Source organism: Oceanobacillus locisalsi, from assembly GCF_042675985.1.
In the GTDB taxonomy this organism is placed as follows: domain Bacteria; phylum Bacillota; class Bacilli; order Bacillales; family Amphibacillaceae; genus Oceanobacillus; species Oceanobacillus locisalsi.
Genome location: NZ_JBHTKK010000009.1, coordinates 37,571 through 62,264, shown reverse-complemented (window position 1 = coordinate 62,264; position 24,694 = coordinate 37,571). Strand labels below are relative to the sequence as shown.

The 24,694-nt window shown below is 40.6% G+C and carries 17 protein-coding genes and 1 riboswitch; of the genes, 15 read left to right on the top strand and 2 right to left on the bottom strand.

From position 1 onward, the window contains the following. Nucleotides 1-6: 6 nt before the first annotated feature. Complete coding sequence (folE2, locus tag ACFQ19_RS09115; protein ID WP_379591767.1) at nucleotides 7-939, bottom strand: GTP cyclohydrolase FolE2; 933 nt, start codon at nucleotides 937-939, stop codon at nucleotides 7-9. A 104-nt stretch (nucleotides 940-1,043) separates the two neighbouring features. Further along, a complete protein-coding gene (gene plsY / locus ACFQ19_RS09110) occupies nucleotides 1,044-1,625 on the bottom strand; it encodes a glycerol-3-phosphate 1-O-acyltransferase PlsY (protein ID WP_379591766.1) in 582 nt (193 codons plus the stop codon). Between the two features lie 382 nt (nucleotides 1,626-2,007). Here plsY and ACFQ19_RS09105 point away from each other — a divergent pair, with 382 nt between their 5' ends. From ACFQ19_RS09105 to ACFQ19_RS09035, 15 genes are all read left to right on the top strand, one after another. Next, nucleotides 2,008-2,982 carry an ABC transporter ATP-binding protein gene (locus ACFQ19_RS09105; RefSeq protein WP_379591765.1) on the top strand — a complete coding sequence of 325 codons (975 nt, stop codon included), beginning with the start codon at nucleotides 2,008-2,010 and terminating at the stop codon, nucleotides 2,980-2,982. After that, entirely contained in the window at nucleotides 2,979-4,502 is a 1,524-nt protein-coding gene (locus ACFQ19_RS09100) for an ABC transporter permease/substrate-binding protein (protein WP_379591764.1), read from the top strand. The genes ACFQ19_RS09105 and ACFQ19_RS09100 overlap by 4 nt, the downstream gene beginning before the upstream one ends. A 45-nt stretch (nucleotides 4,503-4,547) precedes the next feature. Continuing rightward, entirely contained in the window at nucleotides 4,548-4,964 is a 417-nt protein-coding gene (locus ACFQ19_RS09095) for a CoA-binding protein (RefSeq protein WP_379591763.1), read from the top strand. Nucleotides 4,965-6,093: 1,129 nt separating this feature from the next. Next, nucleotides 6,094-8,049 carry a DNA topoisomerase IV subunit B gene (gene parE, locus ACFQ19_RS09090; RefSeq protein ID WP_379591762.1) on the top strand — a complete coding sequence of 652 codons (1,956 nt, stop codon included), beginning with the start codon at nucleotides 6,094-6,096 and terminating at the stop codon, nucleotides 8,047-8,049. A gap of 26 nt (nucleotides 8,050-8,075) precedes the next feature. Beyond that, nucleotides 8,076-10,538 carry a DNA topoisomerase IV subunit A gene (gene parC / locus ACFQ19_RS09085; protein ID WP_379591761.1) on the top strand — a complete coding sequence of 821 codons (2,463 nt, stop codon included), beginning with the start codon at nucleotides 8,076-8,078 and terminating at the stop codon, nucleotides 10,536-10,538. 135 nt (nucleotides 10,539-10,673) lie between these two features. Further along, nucleotides 10,674-11,816 (top strand): acyl-CoA dehydrogenase family protein, encoded by a 1,143-nt coding sequence (locus tag ACFQ19_RS09080; RefSeq protein WP_379591760.1) that lies wholly within the window; start codon nucleotides 10,674-10,676, stop codon nucleotides 11,814-11,816. 16 nt (nucleotides 11,817-11,832) lie between these two features. Further along, nucleotides 11,833-13,188 carry an acetyl-CoA carboxylase biotin carboxylase subunit gene (locus ACFQ19_RS09075; RefSeq protein ID WP_379591759.1) on the top strand — a complete coding sequence of 452 codons (1,356 nt, stop codon included), beginning with the start codon at nucleotides 11,833-11,835 and terminating at the stop codon, nucleotides 13,186-13,188. A 1-nt stretch (nucleotide 13,189) separates the two neighbouring features. Further along, complete coding sequence (locus ACFQ19_RS09070) at nucleotides 13,190-13,399, top strand: acetyl-CoA carboxylase biotin carboxyl carrier protein subunit (protein WP_379591758.1); 210 nt, start codon at nucleotides 13,190-13,192, stop codon at nucleotides 13,397-13,399. A 21-nt stretch (nucleotides 13,400-13,420) separates the two neighbouring features. Beyond that, nucleotides 13,421-14,200 carry an enoyl-CoA hydratase-related protein gene (locus ACFQ19_RS09065; RefSeq protein WP_379591757.1) on the top strand — a complete coding sequence of 260 codons (780 nt, stop codon included), beginning with the start codon at nucleotides 13,421-13,423 and terminating at the stop codon, nucleotides 14,198-14,200. Between the two features lie 23 nt (nucleotides 14,201-14,223). After that, entirely contained in the window at nucleotides 14,224-15,753 is a 1,530-nt protein-coding gene (locus tag ACFQ19_RS09060) for an acyl-CoA carboxylase subunit beta (RefSeq protein WP_379591756.1), read from the top strand. Between the two features lie 210 nt (nucleotides 15,754-15,963). Continuing rightward, nucleotides 15,964-19,596 (top strand): dynamin family protein, encoded by a 3,633-nt coding sequence (locus tag ACFQ19_RS09055; protein WP_379591755.1) that lies wholly within the window; start codon nucleotides 15,964-15,966, stop codon nucleotides 19,594-19,596. Then, a complete protein-coding gene (locus ACFQ19_RS09050) occupies nucleotides 19,593-20,489 on the top strand; it encodes a 5'-3' exonuclease (protein WP_379591754.1) in 897 nt (298 codons plus the stop codon). Before ACFQ19_RS09055 ends, ACFQ19_RS09050 begins: the two co-directional genes overlap by 4 nt. Nucleotides 20,490-20,781: 292 nt before the next feature. Continuing rightward, nucleotides 20,782-21,708 (top strand): cysteine synthase A, encoded by a 927-nt coding sequence (gene cysK / locus ACFQ19_RS09045; protein WP_379591753.1) that lies wholly within the window; start codon nucleotides 20,782-20,784, stop codon nucleotides 21,706-21,708. A 204-nt stretch (nucleotides 21,709-21,912) separates the two neighbouring features. Then, nucleotides 21,913-22,093: riboswitch (Lysine riboswitch) on the top strand. A gap of 234 nt (nucleotides 22,094-22,327) precedes the next feature. Then, a complete protein-coding gene (dapA, locus tag ACFQ19_RS09040) occupies nucleotides 22,328-23,209 on the top strand; it encodes a 4-hydroxy-tetrahydrodipicolinate synthase (protein ID WP_379591752.1) in 882 nt (293 codons plus the stop codon). A gap of 165 nt (nucleotides 23,210-23,374) precedes the next feature. Then, a complete protein-coding gene (locus tag ACFQ19_RS09035) occupies nucleotides 23,375-24,598 on the top strand; it encodes a DUF819 family protein (protein ID WP_379591751.1) in 1,224 nt (407 codons plus the stop codon). Nucleotides 24,599-24,694 lie beyond the last annotated feature (96 nt).

Here is a 24,694-nt window from a genome sequence, read left to right as displayed (position 1 = left end):
TGATTATCACCCTTGTCCGTTACGCTTGTCGTAGGTAACCGAAGCAATGGCATCATGCATATGAATCGACTCTTCATTACGGCAGGCTACATAAAACTTCATTACTGCAGGTAATTCATACAAATCGGCAGCAATTAAACGAACGATATCCTCCACAAATCGAGGATTTTCATAAGCAGATTCTGTCACCATTTTTTCATCCGGTCTTTTCAAAACAGGATGAAGCCTGGCACTTGCATTGCTTTCGGCAGCTTCTAATAAAAGTACTTTCCAATCTTCATCTTCATTGGAAAAGTCAGGGTCAAGTTCTGCTTCAACCGTTACATTCCCACGTTGATTATGCGCACTATATTCACTGATTTCTTTAGAACAAGGGCACAATGTTGTAATTTGTACATTTAAAGAAACATTGATTTGATACCCCTTGTTTGCTGAATAACATACGGAAACAGATGCTTCAGCATGGTTCAGTCCAGCCGCAGAGCTATAAGGTGCTTTTCGCTCATAAAACCATGGAAAGCTGACGGAAATCGTTGCGTCTGTCTGTTCCAGTTTCGTTGCCAAATCCTTTGTGAATTGTTTTAATGCACCTACGGAGACGTTGAATCCGTTTTGATGGTATTGCTCCAGCAGTTCCATGAAACGGCTCATATTTGTTCCTTTGCTGTTTGCAGGGATGCTGGATGAGAATGAGAATGTACCGATAGTAGTTTGTTCCAATGGAGCTTGTCCGCTTAACACACGAACAGGATATTTTACATTGGAAACACCGACTGCATCTAAATCAAAAAGAAAATCGCGTTTTACATTTTGTAGATCGGCCATTTTATTTTTTTCAGTCGGTTTTTTCTTCTCGCCGGGTGGTACAGAACCAAATAATTTATGCCTTTCTTCCTTTGAAGGAAGTTTTTTTAATGGAATGGTGTTGAATTGCTGCATAGAAAACGCCCTTTCTAGATAAACCCTGAAGTAGTCAGATGTTTAAACAATCATTATAGCCACTAGTATACTGAATCAAGCTTAAATATTCAATTTATCGGCTTTTACATCCAAGTTATTTTAGGCTCTGTCCCTTTTACTATTCGTTTAATATTTGACCAGTGCCGGTACGTTACAAAGATGGTTAATATCAGAATAACAACGGTTAATCCGGTGTTCTGGAAAAACAATGATGCGAAAAAAGCAATAACTCCTGTAATCATAGAGGAGAGGGACACATATTTAGATAAATACAACGACAGAAAAAAAGTTGCAATCATAATAACAAATAAGATGGGATTAATTCCCAGAATCATCCCGCCGGATGTTGCCACCGCTTTGCCGCCTTTAAATTTAGCAAAAATCGGATAAGTATGTCCTAAAACAGCAATAATACCAATAATTAATGGGTAAGCATCAGCATGAAATAACTGCGGCAACACAGCAGCTGTCGTCCCTTTTAAAATATCACCCAGAATAACAATGCTGCCCGCCTTAAAACCAAGTACACGAAAGGCATTAGTGGCTCCAAGGTTACCGCTTCCGTGTTCACGAATATCTATTTTATAACCAATTTTGCCAATAACTAAGGCGAATGGAATAGATCCTAAGAGATATGCAATAATCCCGAAAATAATATAATCCATGCGTTCCCAACTCTCTTTTTCAAATTCTTATTCTATATTCCTAAAGCTATTTTAGCATGAACCAATCGGTTTAAGTACATATTTTTTTAGAAAAGTACCCGAAAGCTTGTATATATATAAATTGGATTCATAACTCTAACTTGTGTGCTTAAACAATAAAGTGATTTATTTTTGGATTAAGCGCATTAACTAGCGTAGTGTTTTCCGTAGCGGTCATTATCCCCTAAATTTAGTTGATTTTGATGAGGAGCTCTGATGAAGCCAAATAAATAGTAACCGTAAGTTGATTTATTTTATTTGTCTTTTCATTGGAGAGAAAATAAAATAATGAATGGGTTTTAAACACGTATAAACGGGAATCTTTTTTGGAAGGAGGTTTTTCATGATTACATTTAACGATATTACAAAAACGTTCCCGGATGGAACAACTGCTGTCGATCAATTTAATCTTACAGTGGAAAAAGGCGAATTGATGACATTGATCGGTCCCAGCGGCTGCGGAAAAACAACAACAATGAAGATGATTAACCGTTTGATCGATCCGTCTGCAGGAACGATATACATAGACGGAAAACCGGTAAGTGATTATTCCATTCATGAATTACGGTGGAATATTGGATATGTCCTACAGCAGATTGCTTTATTCCCTCATATGACTATTCGGGAAAATATCCAGGTAGTTCCTGAGCTGTTGAAATGGAGTAAAAAGAAAACGGAGAAGCGAACAGATGAATTGTTAGATATGGTCGGGCTGGATCCCTCTACTTTTAAAAAACGATATCCACGCGAGCTTTCTGGCGGTCAGCAGCAACGCATCGGTGTTATCCGGGCATTAGCTGCAGACCCGGACATTATTTTAATGGACGAGCCATTCAGCGCGCTTGACCCGATTAGCAGAGAACAACTGCAAATCGATATCGACAAACTGCAAAAAGAGATAAAAAAGACGATTGTGTTTGTAACGCATGATATGGATGAAGCATTAAAAATGAGTGACCGGATTTGCTTGATGAGAGAGGGAAGTGTGGTGCAGTGTGACTCACCAGAACAATTAATGAAACATCCTCAGAATGATTTTGTCGAAGAATTTATAGGGAACCGGCAATCGCCATGGCTGAAATCTGTTCAGGAAGTTATGAAAACAGATGTGCATTCTCTGTATGAACAGGAGCAAGAAAATACTGTGACAATTCCTATAAAAAGCACCTTGGAAGATGCATTTACAATCATCCAGTCAGCAAACCAGGCGGTGTTTCCGGTAGTGGATAATGATCAAAAAATTGTTGGAATGGTGACAAGAGATGAAATGCTTCATTACTTCTATCAGCAGGAGAAGGAAGGGGCGAGCATTTTATGAATGCCTTTATTGACGTATTCCAAAGTCGGCAGGATATGCTCCTTCAAGCTATTTGGGAGCATTTGCAAATTTCTTTAATTTCACTCGGTGTTGCGATTTTAATTGCTGTACCAATAGGCATTATTCTGACAAGATATCCGCGTGTAGCTGAGCCGATCATTGGTACTTCTGCTGTGTTGCAGACCATACCAAGTCTTGCTGTGTTGGCATTTTTAATCCCCTTTTTAGGGATTGGTATTCAGCCGGCTATTGTAGCATTAGTACTTTATGGACTGTTGCCGATTCTCAGAAATACATACACAGGAATTGCAGAAGTGGACCCCGCATTACAAGAAGCTGCCAGAGGCATGGGGATGAATGCACGGAAGCAATTAATGAAAGTGGATTTGCCAATTGCGATGCCTGTTATCATGGCTGGTATCCGTACCTCCATGGTTCTTATCGTAGGGACTACAACCATTGCGGCTTTAATCGGTGCTGGCGGTCTGGGAGATATTATTTTACTTGGTTTGGACCGCGGAGGAGATATTCCGCTTGTATTATTAGGAGCGATTCCAGCTGCTTTATTAGCTATTATTCTCGATTTTATTCTGCGTTTATTTGAAAAGCTTTCTAAGAATTATGGAATCAAAGCATTTACAGCAATGTTGATTATTGTTGTTCTTGTTGCGACCATCCCGTTCATGGTTCCGAGCAACCAAAAAGGAGATATTGTTATTGCTGGGAAATTGGGAGCAGAGCCGGAAATCATTATGAATCTCTATAAAATTTTAATCGAAGAAGACAGTGATATTTCCGTTGATATAGAACCGAACCTTGGAAAAACGGATATGGTATTTAATGCGCTGCAGCAAGGAAGTATCGACATTTATCCGGAATTTACAGGTACGGTTATTGTTTCCCTGCTTGATGAACAGGCAGAATCCAACGAAGCAGAAGAAGTATACGTACAAGCCAGAGATGGTATTAAAGAAGCATATAATTTGGAACTTTTAGAGCCAATGTTGTTTAATAATGCATATACGGTAGCTGTGACAGAAGATTTTGCGGAAGAAAATAACCTGGATGATATCTCTGATTTGAAGCCGCTTGAAGATCAGATGACAGCAGGATTCACATTAGAATTTAATGACCGCTATGATGGCTATGTCGGAATGCAGGATATTTATAATCTGGACTTTAATGAGGTAAATACCATGGATCCAGGTCTTCGTCAAGAGGCGATTGCCAGTGGAGAGGTGGATGTGATTGACGCTTATGGAACAGATAGTTATATGGTAGAATTAGGGCTAGTATCCTTGGGAGATTCTGAAAACTTATTCCCGTCCTATCAGGGTGCACCGTTAATGCGGGAAGACACGTTAGAGCAGTATCCGGAACTGGAAGACATTCTGAATCAATTAAGCGGACAAATTACAGATGAGGAAATGCAGGAGATGAATTACCAAGTGGATTATGAGGATGCAGCTGCAGAAGATGTTGCCAGAGATTATTTAACAGAAAACGGCTTTGTTGAGTAAGAAAAAGCAGGAGTACCAAAGAAGTATTTTAAAGGAGGAATAACCATGCCTGTTGAAAACCCAAGTCAAGAAAGATTGAAAGAAATTCTGGAGAATGCCAAAACCATCGCAGTTGTAGGTTTATCTGCTAATCCGGAGAGAACCTCCCATCAAATTGCTAAAAGGATGCAGGAGGAAGGATATAAAATCATTCCGGTAAATCCGACAATTGATGAGGTGCTAGGGGAAAAAGCTTTCTCTACCCTGGCAGAAGTAGATGAATCGATTGATATTATTAATGTTTTCCGCCGGCCAGAGTATCTGATGGAGGTTGCAAAAGATGCCGTACAAACAGATTGTAAAATGTTCTGGGCGCAGCAGGGAATTGTAAACGAAGAAGCTTATGATTATTTAAAAAAACATGATTTTGACGTAGCGATGGATCTTTGTATTAAAGTGATACACGCTGTTTTATTAAAATAACGCAGGGGCAATTACGACCTTTCGACAGCGCGTAATTTGTTGGTTGAAGCCGCTTTGTTATTACCGCAGAAGAAAAGCTGAATCCGGGATGATAAACCGTTTTTCAGCTTTTCTCATGTTAAAGGTTTATTTGTTACTATTCACAGCCACCAAATAAAAATAATATATTTTCAGAGCTCTTCACCAAAATTTATGGTAGACAAATTAAGTTTTAAGGGTAGCCACCGCTACGGCGGACCGTTTTGCTTTCCTAGGGGCACGCTCTTCAGCTAACTTTTGCCAAGGAGATCGCTTGGCAAAAGTGGATCTTCAGAGGGTGCTAATCCCTCAGGAGTCAAAACGGTCCGCCTCCGCTAACGGTGTGTTCTATCCTGTTTGATATAGCTGTGTTAAAAACGTTAAACCAGAAAAGAATCTATTTAGAGCATAACCCCAGCACAGCTATTTTCTTTTCGCCAAAGCTATTCTTGATATGCATCATCTATGCTCCTTCAAACTGCTGAAGCAGCCATTTGAAACACAGAATGACTTTGTTATCCGACGTAAAATGATTCATTAATCACTTTATCAGATCATTTTGTATTGCATTCGCTGTAGAACGCTATATGAGCGAAGGAAAAACATGGAGACTCCTATGGGAACAGGGCGAGCTGAAGATCCACTTGAAAAGCGGTCTTCTTTTCAAGTTAGCTGAAGCCGTCCCCATGGAAAGCGGAATGTTTTTCCGTAGCGGTCATTATTCTCTAAATTTAGTTGATTTTGATGAGGAGCTCTGATGAAGCCAAATAAGTTGGCTGTGAATAGTAACGTTTATTTCATTTGCTCATACCTAAAATAAATGATTATCTTGCTTTTCTGCGATTTTTCCAATAAGATATTAATGATGTAAATATGGATATAGTGCGTTTTATCCTGATTTGAATACGTTTTTTTGAAGGTTTATCGGACCGGAAACATGTTTAGACTAGACGAAAAAACAAATTCTGCTCTATAGTGGATAAACAAGGTATTTGCTGAGGAAATACTTTTATGGAGTTAAATAAAGCTTTTATTCTTTTTTCTATTTGCGAATAAAGAACGAATGTTCTATGATGTGTATATGAGGTAGTTTGAAAGGAGAAGATGATTCGTGGAAAATGAATATCAATACTCTGACAGCTCCATCCAAGTGCTGGAAGGGCTGGATGCAGTACGAAAACGACCGGGAATGTATATCGGAAGTACAGATATTCGCGGATTACATCATCTTGTTTATGAAATTGTAGATAATGCTGTAGACGAGGCGCTAGCCGGTCATGGCAATCAAATCACGGTAACCATACATAAAGATGACAGTATTTCTGTGGAGGACAGCGGCAGAGGAATGCCGATCGGGATGCATGCGACGGGGAAACCAACCATCGAAGTTATTTTTACGGTGTTGCATGCAGGCGGAAAATTTGGTCAAGGAAGCTATAAAACAAGCGGAGGGCTGCATGGAGTAGGGGCTTCTGTAGTCAATGCTTTATCGGAGTGGCTGGTAGTAACCACCTACCGTGACGGACATAAATATGAACAACGTTTTGAAAATGGCGGTCATCCGGCAACGACGTTAGAAGATAAAGGGCCTTCCAGAAAAAAAGGTTCTTCTATTCACTTCAAACCGGACCCAACCATTTTCTCGGTAACCGCATTTAATTTTGAAACTATTTCGGAACGTTTAAGAGAATCTGCTTTCTTGCTTAAAGGTTTGAAAATTGAACTCAAAGATGAGCACAATGATGAACAGCAGATTTACCAATATCCGGATGGGCTTCAGTCTTTTGTGAAATGGCTGAATGAAGAAAAAGATGTGCTTCATCCGGTTGTCTCCTTTGAAGGAGAACAATCAGAAATGGAAGTGGACTTTGCATTTCAATTCAATGACGGTTTCGCTGAAAATATGCTCTCTTTTGTCAATCATGTACGGACCAGAGATGGCGGGACACATGAATTTGGAGCAAGATCAGCCATTACCCGCACGGTAAATGATTACGCCCGAAGAGCAGGGCTTTTAAAAGAAAAAGACAAGAACCTGGAAGGAACGGATATCCGCGAAGGACTGACAGCCATTGTATCTGTACGTGTACCGGAAAATAAGCTGCAATTTGAAGGGCAGACAAAAGGCAAATTAGGAACAACAGAAGCACGTTCTGCTGTGGACGCAGTTGTTTCTGAACACCTGAATTACTTTTTAGAAGAAAATGCAGAGACTTCTTCCCTGCTGATTAAAAAATCGATTCGTGCCAAAGAAGCACGGGAAGCTGCAAGAAAAGCGCGGGAAGAAGCCCGTACCGGAAAGAAACGGAAAAGAAAAGATTCCTTGCTGAGCGGAAAATTAACGCCGGCACAATCCAAAAATCCAAAGAGAAATGAATTATATCTAGTCGAAGGAGACTCCGCGGGCGGTTCTGCAAAACAGGGACGTGATCGTAAATTCCAGGCTGTGCTTCCGCTAAGAGGCAAGGTCATTAACACAGAAAAAGCAAAACTGGAAGATGTGTTTAAAAATGAAGAAATCTCAACCGTTATTCATACGATAGGAGCTGGTGTCGGCGGAGATTTTAATATGGATGATGTTCAATATGATAAAATTATCATTATGACAGACGCAGATACGGACGGAGCCCATATCCAGGTGCTGTTGTTAACATTTTTCTATCGCTATATGCGGCCTTTGGTAGAGGAAGGAAAAATATTTATTGCGCTCCCTCCGCTGTTTAAAATTACGAAAGGAAAAGGAAAACAGGAAAAAACACGTTATGCCTGGGATGAAGGGGAACTCCAAAAAGCAGCAAAAGAACTAAAGAATGGCTATGATATCCAGCGTTATAAAGGACTGGGCGAGATGAATGCGGATCAATTGTGGGAGACGACCATGAACCCGGAATCCCGTACGCTTATCCGTGTCTCCATTGATGATATTGCACGTGCGGAACGCAGAGTAACCACTTTGATGGGAGATAAAGTAGAACCCCGTCGTAAATGGATTGAGGGGCATGTTAAATTTGGTTTAGCAGAAGACGGAACCATTTTAGAAAATGAAAATATTCATAAAGAAGAATAGTTCGGAATTGTAAGGAGTGATTCCATTTGGATCAAACAGAGAAATATTTAGACCTTCCTTTAGAAGAAGTTATAGGGGACCGTTTCGGGAGATATAGTAAATATATTATTCAGGACCGTGCGCTGCCGGATGCCAGAGATGGTATGAAACCTGTACAGCGGCGTATTCTTTATGCCATGCATACCGAGAGAAATACGCATGATAAGAACTTCAGAAAAGCTGCTAAAACAGTCGGAACTGTCATTGGTAATTACCATCCGCATGGAGATTCTTCTGTATACGAGGCAATGGTCCGTTTAAGCCAGAATTGGAAAGTGCGTAACAGACTGGTTGAAATGCACGGAAATAACGGCAGTATTGACGGAGACCCTCCTGCAGCTATGCGTTATACCGAGGCCAGATTGTCCCCGATTGCGTCAGAACTTCTTCGGGATATTGATAAAGAGACCGTTGAATACATTCCTAACTTCGATGAAACAACCGATGAACCTGTTGTTTTGCCAGCCAAATTTCCGAATCTCTTAGTAAATGGTTCTACAGGAATTTCTGCAGGATATGCAACGGACATCCCTCCTCATAATCTGGCAGAAGTAATCGACGCAGTCATCATGCGGATTGATAAGCCCGCATCGAGTGTGGATGATTTAATGCATGTGCTGAAAGGGCCTGATTTTCCGACCGGCGGTATTATACAAGGCGTTGAGGGGATTAAAAAGGCATATGAGACCGGTAAAGGAAAAGTTGTCGTTCGCGGAAAAGCAGCGATTGAAACATTAAAAGGCAACCGGGAACAAATTGTTGTGACAGAAGTACCTTTTGAAGTAAATAAAGCCACGATGGTGAAAAAAATAGATGAACTCCGCATTGACAGGAAAGTGGAGGGCATTGCTGAAGTACGTGATGAAACAGATCGGACAGGGCTCCGTATTGTTGTTGAACTGAAGAAAGACGCAAATAGTGAAGGCATCTTAAATTTCTTATATAAAAATACCGACCTGCAGATTACGTATCATTTCAATATGGTAGCTATTAAAGATAAAACACCGACGCTTTTATCACTGCCGCAGCTGCTTGATGCGTATGTCAGCCATCAGCGCGAGGTTGTTACGAATCAGACAAGGTTTGATTTAAATAAGGCGAAGAAAAGAGCGCATATTGTGGAAGGGTTAATCAAAGCCATTTCCATTTTGGATGAATTGATTGCAACGATTCGTGCATCAAAGGATAAAGCAGATGCCAAGCGCCAGATTATGGATAAATATGGTTTTACTGAGCAGCAGGCGGAAGCCATTGTTACCTTGCAGCTGTACCGGTTAACCAATACGGATGTTGTCCAGCTAGAGGAAGAAGCCAGCGAGTTGCGGGAACAAATGGAAAAGCTGTCGAGCATTTTGGATAGTGAAAAGAAACTGCTGCAAACTATTAAAAACGATTTAAGACAAATCAAGAAAAAGTTTGCAGATAATCGCCGCACACATATTGAAGATAAAGTGGAAGAGCTGAAAATCAATATCGAAGTGACCGTGGCAAGTGAAGATGTCTTAGTTTCTGTAACGAGAGACGGTTATGTGAAACGGACCAGTTTACGGTCTTATGCAGCTTCCAATAATGAAAATTTACCGCTTAAAGATGATGACCATCCAATCAGTCTGCTGGAGGTTAATACAACGGACGATGTCATGCTGTTCACAACAAAAGGAAGATACATTCTTTGTGCTGTTCATGAACTTCCTGATATTCGCTGGAAAGATATGGGGCAGCATATTTCCCATATTGTCCCGCTGGAAAAGGAAGAACATTTGCTGAAAGTGATTCCTGTCCGTGATTTTCAGGAAGAACAAGGGTATTTAATGTTCTTTACGAAGAATGGCATGGTAAAACGGAGCGAGTTTCAGCTTTATCAGGCACAACGCCGCGGGAAAGCACTCATTGCTTTAAATCTGAAAAACGATGATGAACTCGTTCATGTTACCCGGACAGACGGTCAGAAAGATTTATTTATAACAACCCACAAAGGGTTTGGTTTATGGTATGACGAAAGTGACGTTTCCGTTGTCGGACAAAGGGCAGCCGGCGTGAAATCCATTGCCTTAAAAGATGATGATTTCGTGGTCAATGGACAAGTTTTTGATCCGGAAGCACCTAAAGATTTATTTATCATCACACAGCGCGGAGCCAGCAAACGTATGAAGTTAAAATCCTTTGAAAAGGGAACTCGTGCTAAACGCGGGTTAACGATGCTAAAAGAATTGAAGAAAAAACCGCATCGGATTCAAGGTTTCTTTATGGTGGATAATCATCAGCAAATAATTTGTTATGAAACGAAGAATGGCGAAACGCAGAAAGTCAACCCAATGGAATATTCCGTATCCGATCGTTATGGGAATGGGTCATTTATGTTTGATGCTGATAAAACCGGTGAAGTCATCGAAGTATATCAAGAAACTGTTTATGAAAAACCATTTGAGGATAATGAAGCAGAATCGTAATGGTCATATGATCTCCTTAATCATGCCAAAAGCATGATTAAGGAGATTTTTTTACCTTTTGCTTTGCCTAACTCCTAGCTTTTGATAAAATAAATATGGAAACGCATTCATTAATTGCAAAAAGGGGGCACGAGAATGGATTTTGATTTAACGAAAGAACAACAAATGATTCAACGGATGGTTTCTGACTTTGCAGAAAAGACCATCCGGCCAAGAGCAGTAGAAATTGACGTCAATGCAGCCTTTCCAAAAGATATTTTTCAAGATATGGGAGCGCTCGGTTTATTGGGGATTCCTTTCCCTGAAAGTTATGGCGGCTCAGGGGGCGATACCGTTTCGTATGCCGTTGCTGTCGAGGAAATCGGGAAGCGTTGCGGAAGTACCGGGTTAAGTTATGCAGCAGCAGTGTCGCTGGGAGCCAGCCCGATTTATTATTTTGGAACAGAAGAACAAAAACAACAATTTTTAAAACCCATCGCTGAAGGGAATTCTTTGGGTGCTTTTGGTTTAACAGAGCCAAACGCGGGTTCCGACTCCGGGGGAACGAAAACAACTGCCACCCAAGATGGAGACGAATATGTGATACAAGGCGAAAAATGTTTTATAACTAATGCCAGTTTTGCAGATTTTATTATTGTGACCGCAGTTACCAAAAAAGATGCGAATAATAAGAATAAAATTTCTGCCATTATTGTGCCGACAGACGTAGAAGGGCTGACCATCCGCAGTGATTATGACAAAATGGGAGTCCGCGGCTCAGATACCGCAGAAGTTATTTTAGATAATGTTCGTGTTCCCAAAGAAAATGTATTAGGAACAGAACATCAAGGTCATCAACAATTTTTAAAAACATTAGATGGGGGAAGAATTTCCATTGCGGCATTAGCTGTGGGAATCGGGCAGGCTGCTTTAGATCGTTCTTTGCAGTATGCGAAAGATCGGAAACAATTCGGAAAATCGATTTCCAGCTTCCAGGCAATTCAATTTAAATTAGCGGATATGGCAATGGAAATTGAATTGGCACGTAATATGGTTTATAAAGCAGCATGGTTAAAGGATCAGGATAGAAATTTCTCCAAAGAAGCTGCGTACGCCAAATTATATGCAACGGAAATGGCATTCCGTGCGGCTAACCAGGCGATTCAAATCCACGGCGGCTATGGATATATGCGTGAGTATGAAGTAGAAAGGCTGCTCAGGGATGCGAAATTATTAGAAATTGGCGAAGGGACATCGGAAATTCAGCGGCTGGTTATTGCCAGACAGTTGGGCTGCTAGAAAAGGAGAGAAATCTATGATAGAAAAAGTGTTAATTGCCAATCGTGGCGAGATAGCCAGAAGAATTATACGCAGTTGCAAACAACTGGACATCCAGACAGTAGCTGTTTATTCGGATGCCGATGAAAATGCTCTGTTTAAACAAGAGGCTGATGAGGCATACCATATTGGCCCCTCCCAAGTGCAGCAAAGCTATCTCCAGTTAGATAAAATAGTAGAAGTTGCCAAAAAGGCCCATGTCGATGCAATTCATCCCGGTTATGGTTTTTTGAGTGAAAGTCCGGCATTTGCGGAAATGTGCCGGAACGAAGGGATTATTTTTATAGGGCCGGAAGCGTCTATTTTAAAATTGATGGGAAGCAAAATCGAAGCCCGGAAAGCGATGATAGCAGCTGGCGTGCCTGTCATCCCCGGTACGGACCGTGCTGTAGAATCGGTAGAAGATGCCACCCGTTTCGCAGAACAAATCGGTTATCCTGTTATGTTAAAAGCATCTGCTGGCGGCGGCGGTATTGGAATGGAAATCGTCCATTCTTCCGAGGAATTGCAAAAAGCTTTTGAAAATAATTCTAAACGGGCTGCCTCTTTTTTCGGTGATGGAGCGATGTTTTTAGAAAAACAGATTACGAACAGCAGACATATTGAAGTGCAGGTATTAGCAGATCATCACCAGCACACCGTTCATTTATTTGAAAGAGAATGCTCGATTCAGCGCCGCAATCAGAAGGTATTGGAAGAAGCGCCTTCTCCGTCTATTTCGGAAGAACTTCGAAAGAAAATCGGGGAGACAGCTGTTATCGCTGCGGAAGCAATTCATTATACCAACGCTGGAACGATTGAATTTCTGGTCGACGAATCGGAGCATTTTTACTTTTTGGAAATGAATACACGTATTCAAGTAGAACATCCGGTGACAGAAGAAATAACAGGGCTGGATATTGTACAGGAACAAATCAACATTGCTAATAACCAGACGCTTCCCTTTACACAGGAAGAGATAACTAGAAACGGGCACGCGATTGAAGGAAGGATTTACGCAGAAGATCCGGTTCGTTTTTTCCCGTCTCCAGGTAAAATTACCGCCTTGGAACTACCTCAAGGAGAAGGTGTGCGAAATGAATGTGCGGTTACTTCCGGGGATACAGTAACGCATTTTTATGATCCGATGATTGCAAAACTCATCGTCTGCGGAAAGACACGGGAAGAAGCCATTTATAAGCTGGAAGAAGCCCTGCAGCAATTTAAAGTAGAAGGAATAAAAACGAATATACCGATGCTTCAGGAAATTATCACCTACGAGGCATATAGGAAAGGGAATACGCAAACAAACTTTTTAGATAAATATTATCAACCAAATACAGGAGGGAATTAAGATGGAAATCAAAGCATCGATGGCAGGAAATGTATGGAAAATCACAGTACAGCAAGGGGAAGCAGTGGAAGAAGGACAGGATATTGTTATTTTAGAGTCTATGAAAATGGAAATTCCGATTGCAGCAGAGAAAAAAGGTGTTTTAAAGGAATGGAAGGTGCAAGAGGGTGATTTTGTAAATGAAGGCGATACCATTGCGATTGTTGAATAAATCAGTCTGGGGTGAATGTTTATGGAACTGGTAAACTATGAAACGATAGATAATGATATAGCTGTTATCACATTTAATCGGCCGGAAGTCGCAAACGCTTTATCTTCGGATTTAATCACAGGTTTAGAGCAGTGTATTCAAAAGGTGAAAACGGACGATAACATTCGCTCGGTAATTATTACCGCCAGCGGGCAGAAGGCTTTTTGTGCCGGTGCTGATTTGAAAGAAAGAAAAACAATGAATGATGATGAAGTTGTGACTGCCGTACAGAAAATTTCCAGTGTCTGCGATGCCATAGAGAAATTAGATGTACCCGTTATTGCAGCTATCAATGGCGTTGCTTTTGGCGGAGGTCTGGAAATTGCTCTGGCTTGCGATCTGCGTATTGCAGCGAATCATGTGAAGATGGGATTAACAGAGACATCTTTAGCCATTATACCGGGAGCAGGAGGAACGCAGCGGCTGCCGCGATTAATTGGAACGGGGCAAGCAAAACTGCTTATCTATACAGCTCAATCCATCTCCGCAGAGGATGCTTTTGCTATTGGACTGATTGAGCGGTCAGTCGCCGCTTCTTTTTTACAGGATGAGGCTGTCAGTATCGCCCGGAAAATCACCAAAAATGGACCAGCCGCAATCAAACAGGCTAAAAAAGCGATTAACCAGGGGATGGATCTTCCGATGGATGAAGCGATTCAGCTGGAACATGCATCTTATAAAAAACTGATACCGACAAAAGACAGAAAAGAAGGTCTGCTTGCATTTCAAGAAAAAAGAAAGCCGGATTATCACGGAAATTAAAAGCCGGGAAGGAGCATGTTTATATGCGTAAGGAAGAAGAACTGGAGCAGTACATTGAAACAATAAAACAGGGCGGAAAACAAAAATATCATGATAACAATGCCGAAAAAGGAAAGCTTTTTGCTAGAGAAAGGATTCAACAGCTGTTTGACTCACATGATGTTATCGAAGACGGCTTATTTGCCAATGCAATGGCAGCGGATTTGCCGGCAGATGGCGTGATTACTGTAACAGGGAAAATAAACGGGCAGACGGTTTGCGCGATGGCGAATGATTCTACGGTCAAAGCCGGAAGCTGGGGACAGCGTACGGTGGAGAAAATTTTACGCATTCAAGAGACCGCAGAACGATTAGAAGTACCGATGATTTATCTGGTTGATTCTGCTGGTGCCAGAATAACAGATCAAATAGATATGTTCCCGGGAAGAAGAGGAGCGGGACGTATTTTTCATAATCAAATCAAGCTGTCCGGCAGAGTACCGCAAGTTTGCTTATTATTTGGACCCTCGGCAGCCGGCGGAGCATACATCCCCGCCTTCTGCGATATCGTTGTTATGGTCGATGGGAATGCCTCTATGTATCTGGGTTCTCCGCGCATGGCAGAAAAGGTTATTGGCGAGAAGGTTTCCTTAGAAGAAATGGGCGGAGCAAAAATGCATTGTACGACCTCGGGAGTAGGCGATGTTTTAGTAGATACCGAAGAGGAAGCGATTCAATTTGCACAGAAGTACTTAACCTATTTCCCTGCTAATTTTCGGGAAAAACCCCAACAGGTGGCGCCTGTAGAACCAAAAGCTTTTGATAAGCCCATCAGCGACATTATTCCGGAAAATCAAAACGCGGCATTTAATATGTATGATCTGATTGACCGTACAATAGACGAAGACAGCTTTTGTGAAATTAAAAAACGGTTTGCTCCGGAATTAATCACAGGTCTGGCGCGTATTGACGGACGGAGTGTAGGAATTATTGCAAACCAGCCGCGTGTCAAGGGCGGTGTTCTTTTTACCGATTCAGCAGATAAAGCAGCAAAGTTTATCCAATTATGCGATGCGTTCGAGATTCCGTTACTGTTCTTAACGGATGTGCCCGGATTTATGATTGGAACAAAAGTGGAGCAGCAAGGAATTATCCGCCATGGAGCGAAAATGCTGTTTGCGATGAGTGAAGTAACCGTTCCTAAAATTTCCGTGATTGTCCGAAAAGCTTACGGAGCCGGTCTTTATGCGATGTCAGGACCTGCTTTTGACCCTGATTGCTGTTTGGCATTTCCGAATGCACAGATTGCTGTTATGGGACCGGAAGCAGCAGTAAATGCTGTCGAAGCAAATAAAATTGCCCAAATGCCGGAAGAAGAAAGAGCAGCTTACATTCAGGAAAAGCAGGCGGCCTATAAAGAGAACATTGATATTTACCGCTTAGCTTCGGAAATGATTATTGATGATATCATTCATCCCGATCATCTCAGAAGTGAGCTGACAAGCCGCTTTTCCGTTTATCAGAATAAGAAAAAACAATTTACTGAACGAAAACATGGAGTGTACCCGGTATAGAGATATAATTGAAACGCTCAGATTTATTTGAATCTGGGCGTTTTTATACATAATATTTTAGTTTACAATAATATTATTATGTAAACTAAAATAAGTAATCCTAGAAATCAATACAAATATTCCGTATAATGAAGATATCATGCTAACTTCGGAATAACAGCGATAAAGCGATAAACAGATAGGAATAAGTTGGAAAAGGGGTAAAGGCTTGTGATCACGTATATGGAAAAAAAGGTAACAGAACAACAAATTGCAGCCCTCTATCAGGAAATGATGGATAAAGGGGATGAAGTGAATGCAGAGAAGATGCTCGATATGCTGGAAAAATACACGAACCAAGAATTTATTATTACCTTGACAGGTCATTTTTCTGCAGGAAAATCTTCACTGATTAACCATCTTTTAGAGGAAGAAATTTTAGCGAACAGCCCGATTCCTACCAGTGCAAATGTGGTTAAAATCACATCTGGAAAAGGAACTGTCAACGTGTTTTTTCATAATGGAGAAGTAGTAGAGTATCATGAACCGTATAATTTAGAACAAATTAAACAGTTCACTCAAAATAAAAATGATATTAAAAAGATGCACATCAGTACAGGAGAAGTCATTTTGCCGCCGCAAACAGCTGTTTTGGATACACCTGGTATTGATGCTGCCGATGATGTGGACAGAATGCTGACAGAAGCATCGCTGCATTTATCGGATTATCTGATTTATGTCACCGATTATAATCATGTGCAATCAGAAGTGAATCTATTATTTTTACAGGCGATGCAAGAAAATGGCCTGCCGTTTATGGTGGTTATTAATCAAATAGATAAGCATAATGAAGCGGAATTGCCTTTTGTCGAATTTGATAAAAAAATTAAACAAACGTTTGATCAATGGAATCTCCATCCTTCTTCCATTTTCTACACATCTCTCAAAAACGCTGAAGCACCGCATAATGCGTGGGGAGAATTGAAAGACACGGTATTTCATATGCTGCAATCAAAGGATGAATACATGACGATGGATGCAAGCATTCGACAAATCGTCCGTGATCATAAAGAAAAAATTCATCGAGAAATGTCGAACCAAAAAGCATCTTTGGGAGAAGTTGACGGAGTTTCCCTGACTCAAGAAATGGAAACCCTCACGCAAGAAATGGAAAAGTTGGAGCAACAGCCGAAAAATATAGCGGCCTCCTTTTTAGATGAAGTGGATCAGACCGTCAAAAATGCTTATCTGATGCCGGCTGATTTAAGAGATCTTGCAAAAAATTATTTGGAATCCGTGCAACCCGATTTTAAAGTGGGCGGCTTATTTACAAGCAGTAAAAAAACAAAAGAAGCGAAAATAGAACGAAAACAAGCCTTTATGGAAGCTTTAGAAAAGAATGTGGAAACAACTTTAAAATGGAAACTTCGTGATAAGTGGTATGAACATATAGAAACCCATCAACTTGATTCTTCTTATCAGGAAAAAGGTGTCTCTTTCCTGGAATGGTCTTTAAGTGAAGATTTGCTGGAAAGTCATTTACGTAAGGGTGCGAACCCTAATGGCGACTATGTTTTAAACTATACGAATGAAATTGCTTCCAGTTTAAAAACATATTTCAAAAAACAAATGCGGCAGTTAGCAAATGAAGTAAAACAAGAACTGGAGGCAAAGAATGAGAACGCGTTAGAAGAACGGAAACGCACGTTGGAAAGCTTGCAGGAGAAACAGGAAGAGCAGGAGGCTAATCAGGCGCTTGATAAGGAAGAGGAAGCTTATTTCAAGCATTTAGATGAACAGGAAGCCGCTCCGGAAGTATCAACAGATATTATCGCTGCGATGAAGAAAGAGCTAAAAGCCCGTCAAGTTACTCCTAAGCAGGGAACCGCGGACTTGGAAATGTTGAAAGAGGAAGCGCAGGCCGATGAACCTGCAGGTGAACAAGGTGAGACAGAAAATAAGCAGCATCATAATACTGATCAAGACGTTGTCCGTGATATAGATGATGTATTGCAAGTTGTTCAATTACCGGGTTTTGAAAGTTATCAGCAGGATTTAAAGAAACGAAAAGTATCTTTAACAGAACGATCTTATACCATTGCTTTATTCGGTGCTTTCAGTGCTGGAAAATCATCCTTTGCCAATGCGATTCTGGGCGAACGCGTTCTGCCGGTATCGCCGAATCCAACCACTGCAGCAGTCAATCGGATTCGCCCGGTCACGAAGGAAAATCAGCATCGGGACGTTATTGTCACTTTTAAATCCGAAGCCATGCTAAAGGATGACATCCAAACCCTGGCAAAAGAATGTGAGCCGCCGGATGCTTCTCTGGATGAGCTTATTACCTGGCTGGAAACAGAAGAAGTGCTGACCGATGCGCGTTTACCAAAAATGTATCAAGCGTATTTACGGGCGATGATAGCAGGTTACGGGCAGGCGAAATCGGTTATCGGCTCATCTAAGAAAATCACCTTTGATGCATTTGCATCTTACGTGACAGATGAAGAAAAAGCATGCTACATTGCATCGATGGACCTTTTTTATGATTGTGCTGTAACAAAGCAGGGCATTACGCTTGTCGATACGCCTGGTGCAGACTCCATTAATGCCAGACATACGAACGTATCCTTTGAATATATCAAACAGGCAGATGCTATTTTATATGTTACCTATTATAACCATGCGCTTTCCCGCGCAGATAAAGATTTTCTGATGCAGCTGGGAAGGGTAAAAGATGTGTTTGAATTAGATAAAATGTTTTTTATTGTCAACGCCGCAGATTTGGCCAGCAATCAAGAAGAGTTAAATCTGGTGACCGGATACGTTAAAGAACAATTAACGCAATTGGGAATTCGTTTTCCGCGTCTTTATCCTGTTTCAAGCAAGCTCTCCTTAGCAGAGAAATTAGAACAAAAACCATTGAATCAGCAGATGCAGGCTTTTGAATCTCGCTTTTATGATTTTATTCATTATGATTTAACGGCACTGGCGAAAAGAGCTGCTATCAGCGATATAGAGCGTGCAGATGAAGCGCTGGAACAATTTATTCAATCCTTAAAACTGGATCAATCAGCAAAAACAAAACGAAAAGAAGATTTACAGCATGCGTATCAGCAAATCATTCAATATGCAGAAAACCTGGATGTCACTTCAACAGAAAATCGCTGGCATCAAAAATTAGAAAAACAAACGTATTTTTTAAAAGGGCGTTTTGCTATCCGTTTCCATGACCTCTTTAAAGAAATGTATAATCCGGGGACCATCACAGAGTCCGGGAAAGCAGGACGGGAACAATTGGTGAAGCAATTTGAACAGCTGGAGTTGTATATGGAAACCGAATTGCATCAGGAGTTATTAGCTATTTCTTTACGAGTGGAGCAGCTCTTGAAAGATTTATTAAAGACCAATCAGCAGGAAATGATTGCAAAAGCGAAAGATCTGGATCCGGTTTTTTCGATAGCAGAATGGGATATGATCTCGTTTGACACACCTGATATCACGACAAAATTGTCGGTTGAACAGGAGCAAGAGCTTCAAAAATTATTTGCGCGATTTAAAGATACAAAAACGTTCTTTGTTCAAAATCAAAAAGAAGAAATCAAAGAGCAGTTATATACCATCATTGAATCAGATATTCAAACTTTCATAGAAGAAGGAAGAAGGTTAATCCAGTTGTCTTATCAAGCGCAGTGGGATCAAGGAATAGAACAGGAAAAAACAACCCTTGTCCATGAAGCGGATGTCCTTTATCAGCAATTTATCGAGCGCTTATTTGTAGAAGTGGATATGGATGATTTAGAGCAGCGCAAAGAACGAATGAACCGTATTTTGGATGCATATAGAGAGGAAGGAAATAAATCATGACAGCAAATAAAGTTTTATTAGTAGATGGAATGGCGCTTTTGTTCCGGGGATTTTTTGCAACATCTTTCCGAGGGAATTTTATGTACAATTCTAAAGGTGTTCCGACAAATGGCGTTTATCAGTTTTTACGCTATTTAACAGATGCCATTCATACGTTTGAACCGACGCATGTTGTCTGCTGCTGGGATATGGGGAGTAAAACATTCCGGACCCAGATGTATGACGGCTATAAAGCCAATCGCGATGAACCGCCGGCGGAGCTAATTCCTCAATTTGATTTAGTAAAAGAAGTAGTGGATTCTTTTGATATCCCGAATGTCGGACTGGAAAACTTTGAAGCGGACGATTGCATGGGAACACTTGCCAATATGTATAATCCGGAAAATGACGTATTTATTCTTTCTGGTGACCAGGATTTACTGCAATTGGTGAAAGAAAATATCCGTGTGGTTATTATGCGGAAAGGTCAAGGCAATTATGAAGTCTTTGACAAGGATAACTTTTATGAGAAAAAAGCACTTTCTCCTGCGCAGATCATTGATTTAAAAGGACTGATGGGAGACTCTTCCGATAACTACCCTGGAGTAAAAGGTATTGGAGAAAAAACGGCATTGAAGTTACTTCAAGAGTTTGGAACTATCGATTATTTAGTTGATAATATCGCCAATCTGCCTAAAGGGGTACAAAATAAATTACAAGCAGATATGGATATGCTTTATTTATCAAGAAATCTTGCTGAGATAAAATGTGATGTTCCGATTTCTTGTGATTTAGAAAGTTTTACATGGCATTTTCAAGAAGAAAAAGTAACCACGGAATTAAGTAAACTGGAATGGAAACATTTGGATCGGTTACTGGCACCATTAAGAGACAATTCACCCATATCATTTTAGGATGAACTGATAAAAAAAGAGGGGTATCCGTTATACCTATTAGGGGTATATCGGATACCCCTCTTTTTTGTGAGGACAATTTGGCTAAAAGGCGAACAGAATTGGAAATGACTCGTGACAAACGGGCGCCAAAGGTATATAAGTATTTGTTATTGTTAAAAATTTGGAAGCTGAAAGGGTGACATTTGGTAAAAAGGATTTCCGCCGTTATAATAGAAGAAGATAAGTTTGGAAGAAGAAATAAAGAGAAATGATAATGAAAGCGATAGAATAGACAGAAGGGAGAAAAAGTATGAGAGTAGTAGATAACATTACGGAATTGATTGGCAATACGCCTATGGTGAAATTAAATAAACTGCAGCCGGAAAATGCTGCGGAAATTTATGTGAAGCTGGAAATGTTTAACCCGAGTGGGAGTGTCAAGGACCGGGCTGCTGCGCATATGATTAATGTGGCTGAACAGGAAGGACTGATTTATCCGGGGGACACAATTATCGAACCAACAAGCGGGAACACCGGGATAGGGCTTGCGATGGCTGCCTCTGCCAAGGGTTATGAGGCCATTTTGGTGATGCCGGATAACAGTACGGCAGAAAGAAGAAATCTTTTAAAAGCCTATGGAGCGAAGGTAGTATTAACGCCAAGTGATGAAAGAATGCCGGGTGCCATTAATAAAGCGTTGGAATTGCAAGAGGAAATACCTGCAAGTTTCATCCCGCAGCAATTTAAAAATATCTCGAATCCTGATGCCCATCGTAAAACAACAGCTACGGAAATTTTAACAGACATGAATCATCAATTAGATGCTTTTATTTGTACAGCAGGCACAGGAGGAACGGTAACAGGTACAGGTGAATCATTGAAAGAGTATATTCCGGATTTACATATTTCTGTGGTAGAGCCTAAAGGTTCCCCGGTATTATCCGGGGGAGAACCGGGTTCGCATAAATTGGTGGGAACAAGTCCGGGCTTTGTACCTGAAATTTTAAATACTTCTATTTATGATGAGATTATTCAAATTAATGATGAGCAGGCACTGCATTTATTAAAAGAACTTTCACAGAAAGAGGGGTTATTTATTGGACCGTCTGGAGCAGCGGCTGTTTATGCAGCAATAGAAGTTGCCAAGCGTCTTGATCCTGAGCAAAAGGTAGTTTGTATCGCACCAGACACTGGAGAGAGATACCTGTCCATGGATTTTCTGCAAGAAGATAAATAAAAAGCAGGCGAATCACCTATTTTCTGATGTTGCATAGTTTACCAGTAAAGAAGTAAAAATACTGATTCATTATTTTAAAGCATTATTTTACTGGCGGAGCAGTGTGTACTCCGGGCAATGTCATACCAATACAAAAAAACCTTTATTTTTCATTGTTTTTCTTTTTTATTCTTGCTATAATACAGACAAATTCATTATTCATAGGTGAACGATAGAGGTGCAGAAACCATCAGTATATATGCGGAGTCAGAACAGGCCGGCGATGAAGCATATAGAAAGGGGAATTTGCCGAAGCACAATAAGCCCTGTTCTTATTGTACTGGAACCAGGATTGAATAAATCCGGTGCTGTCATATAGGGAACTATGTGGAGGGCTATCAGCTGAGAGGACATGAAAATGTTTATGCAGCAGCGGTCTCCGTTGGTGCATTTTATTTTGTGGAAATTGTTGAAGTAATGGATCATGATAAGAGAAAATAAACTTGGGAGCAGTAAAAAATAACACTGACTCTGCTTATCTTTATTACTTTCCACCCTCTAGTTTTCGAGGCACTTTAATAAAGTGCTGCCGTCTATTTTTCATTATGAAATGTTGATACTATAAAAAGGGTGTGTTGTTATGAATTTTGGGAAAGTGGTAACGGCGATGGTAACGCCATTTAATGAACAGCAAGAGATTGATTACGAAGCTTTGGATTATTTAATCGAGCATCTGATTGCCAATGGTTCCGATGGATTGGTGGTCGCAGGAACGACTGGCGAATCTCCAACGTTATCAAATGAAGAAAAGCTGGCATTATTTTCACATACGGTACAGAAAGTAAATGGAAGAATTACGGTAATTGCAGGCACAGGGTCCAATCAGACAAAAGGATCTGTTGCGTTATCGCAAGCTGCTGAAAAAACAGGTGTAGATGCCATTATGCTGGTAACGCCTTATTATAACAAACCTTCTCAGGACGGTTTATATGCGCACTTTAAAACGATAGCTGATTCCGTACAACTGCCTGTGATGCTATATAATGTACCTGGAAGAACTTCGGTTGATTTGGCAGCAGAAACGGTTATCCGCTTATCTGCGGTTGATAATATCGTATCCATTAAAGATGCAAGCGGTAATATGGATAAGGTAACTGAAATGGTGGCACAAACAGACGCGAGCTTTTCTGTTTATAGCGGAGAAGATGCAATCACATTGCCAACGCTAGCAGTCGGAGCGGCAGGAATTGTTTCGGTTTCTGCTCATGTTATCGGCAATGAGATGCAGGAGATGATTGCTGCATACGAACAAGGGGCAGTGAAAAAAGCGGCTTCTATTCACCAGCGTATTTTACCGGTTATGCAGGAAATATTTGCAGCACCAAGCCCGGCTCCGGTAAAAGCAGCATTGAACCGGAAGGGTGTAAATGTCGGCGGCGTTCGTTTACCATTGCTTCCATTAAATGATGAGCAGCTGCAATCATTAAATCAAAAATTAGACTTGTTTGAGCAAGTAAAATAATTCTATCCGATTATAAACCTCTCTAAGGTGCTTAGAGAGGTTTTAATATGTTTTTATGGTATATACGATATTTCTGAAAACATGCCACAATACCTATTAACTTGGTAAGAGGAAATGATAAAATATAATACACATCATGTACAACAGGGAAGGGAAGGGAAATCGATGAGCGAAACGTTCATTCAAGCTGACGATAGTATTACACTATGGGGAATTATTATTATTTGGGCATCTGTCAGTATTTATTTGGAACAGCGTTACAGTTGGGCGTCTAAAGTTACTGGAGCAATTATTGCGTTAGTCGGTGCTATGATTTTATCTAATACGGGTGTAATTCCGTTAGAATCACCAGTATATGATGCGGTCTGGTCTGTGATTGTTCCATTGGCGATACCGCTTTTATTATTTCACGTAAATATTAAAAAAATATGGAAAGAAAGCAGCAGATTATTGCTTATTTTTCTGCTGAGTTCGATTGGTACGGTAGCTGGAACGATTGTTGCGTTCTTTACATTGCGGAATCATATTCCGTTTTTAGACCAATTGAGCGGTATTTTCAGTGCTACATATACTGGTGGCGGAGTGAATTTTGCGGCGATGTCAGCTAAATTTGATACTCCTGAAGCCATTATCTCTTCAGCTGTGGTCGCCGATAATCTAATGATGGCATTATTATTTATTATTCTGATGATGATACCAGCTATACACCTTATCCGTAAATGGTATCCTGCACCGCATGTGGAACAAGTCGAGCAAAGTCAGTCGGATGACGATAAGACATTAGCGGAAAGTTTCTGGAAGAGAAAAGAAATTTCTTTGAAGGATATGGCGCTCTCTATTGGAACTGCTTTTCTTTTGGTTATTGTTTCGTTGAAAATTGCGGAATTCTTTGCGGCTATTATACCGAGCGGAGACAATGCTTCTTTTTTCAATAATTTATTGAGCGGTATCATTGGAGATCAGTATCTGGTTCTGACAACACTGACATTTATAGCGCTGGCTGTATTTCCCAATTATTTTTCCGGGTTAAACGGAAGTCAGGAAATTGGTACGTATCTGATCCATATCTTTTTCGTCGTTATTGGAATACCTGCTTCCATTCCTTTAATTATTCAAACAGCACCGTTATTATTGTTATTTGCATTTATAATTGTTGTGATTAATTTATTGTTGTCTCTTGTTTTTGGGAAATTATTCAAGATGAGCTTAGAGGAAATTCTTTTAGCAAGCAACGCAAATATCGGCGGACCGACTACTGCAGCTGCTTTTGCCATTGCAAAAGGCTGGAAGCAGCTGGTTGGACCAATATTAATCGTCGGAACACTGGGGTATATTCTAGGAAATTATTTAGGTACCTTCCTAGCTGTTTGGTTCGGATCTATTATGTAAGGAACTCAACTTGCGCATCTAAGAATAAGTATATAACCCTTGGTGTTCTAGGGTGAACATGATTTCTATTATCGTCCTTGCTATTAATTAAATCAT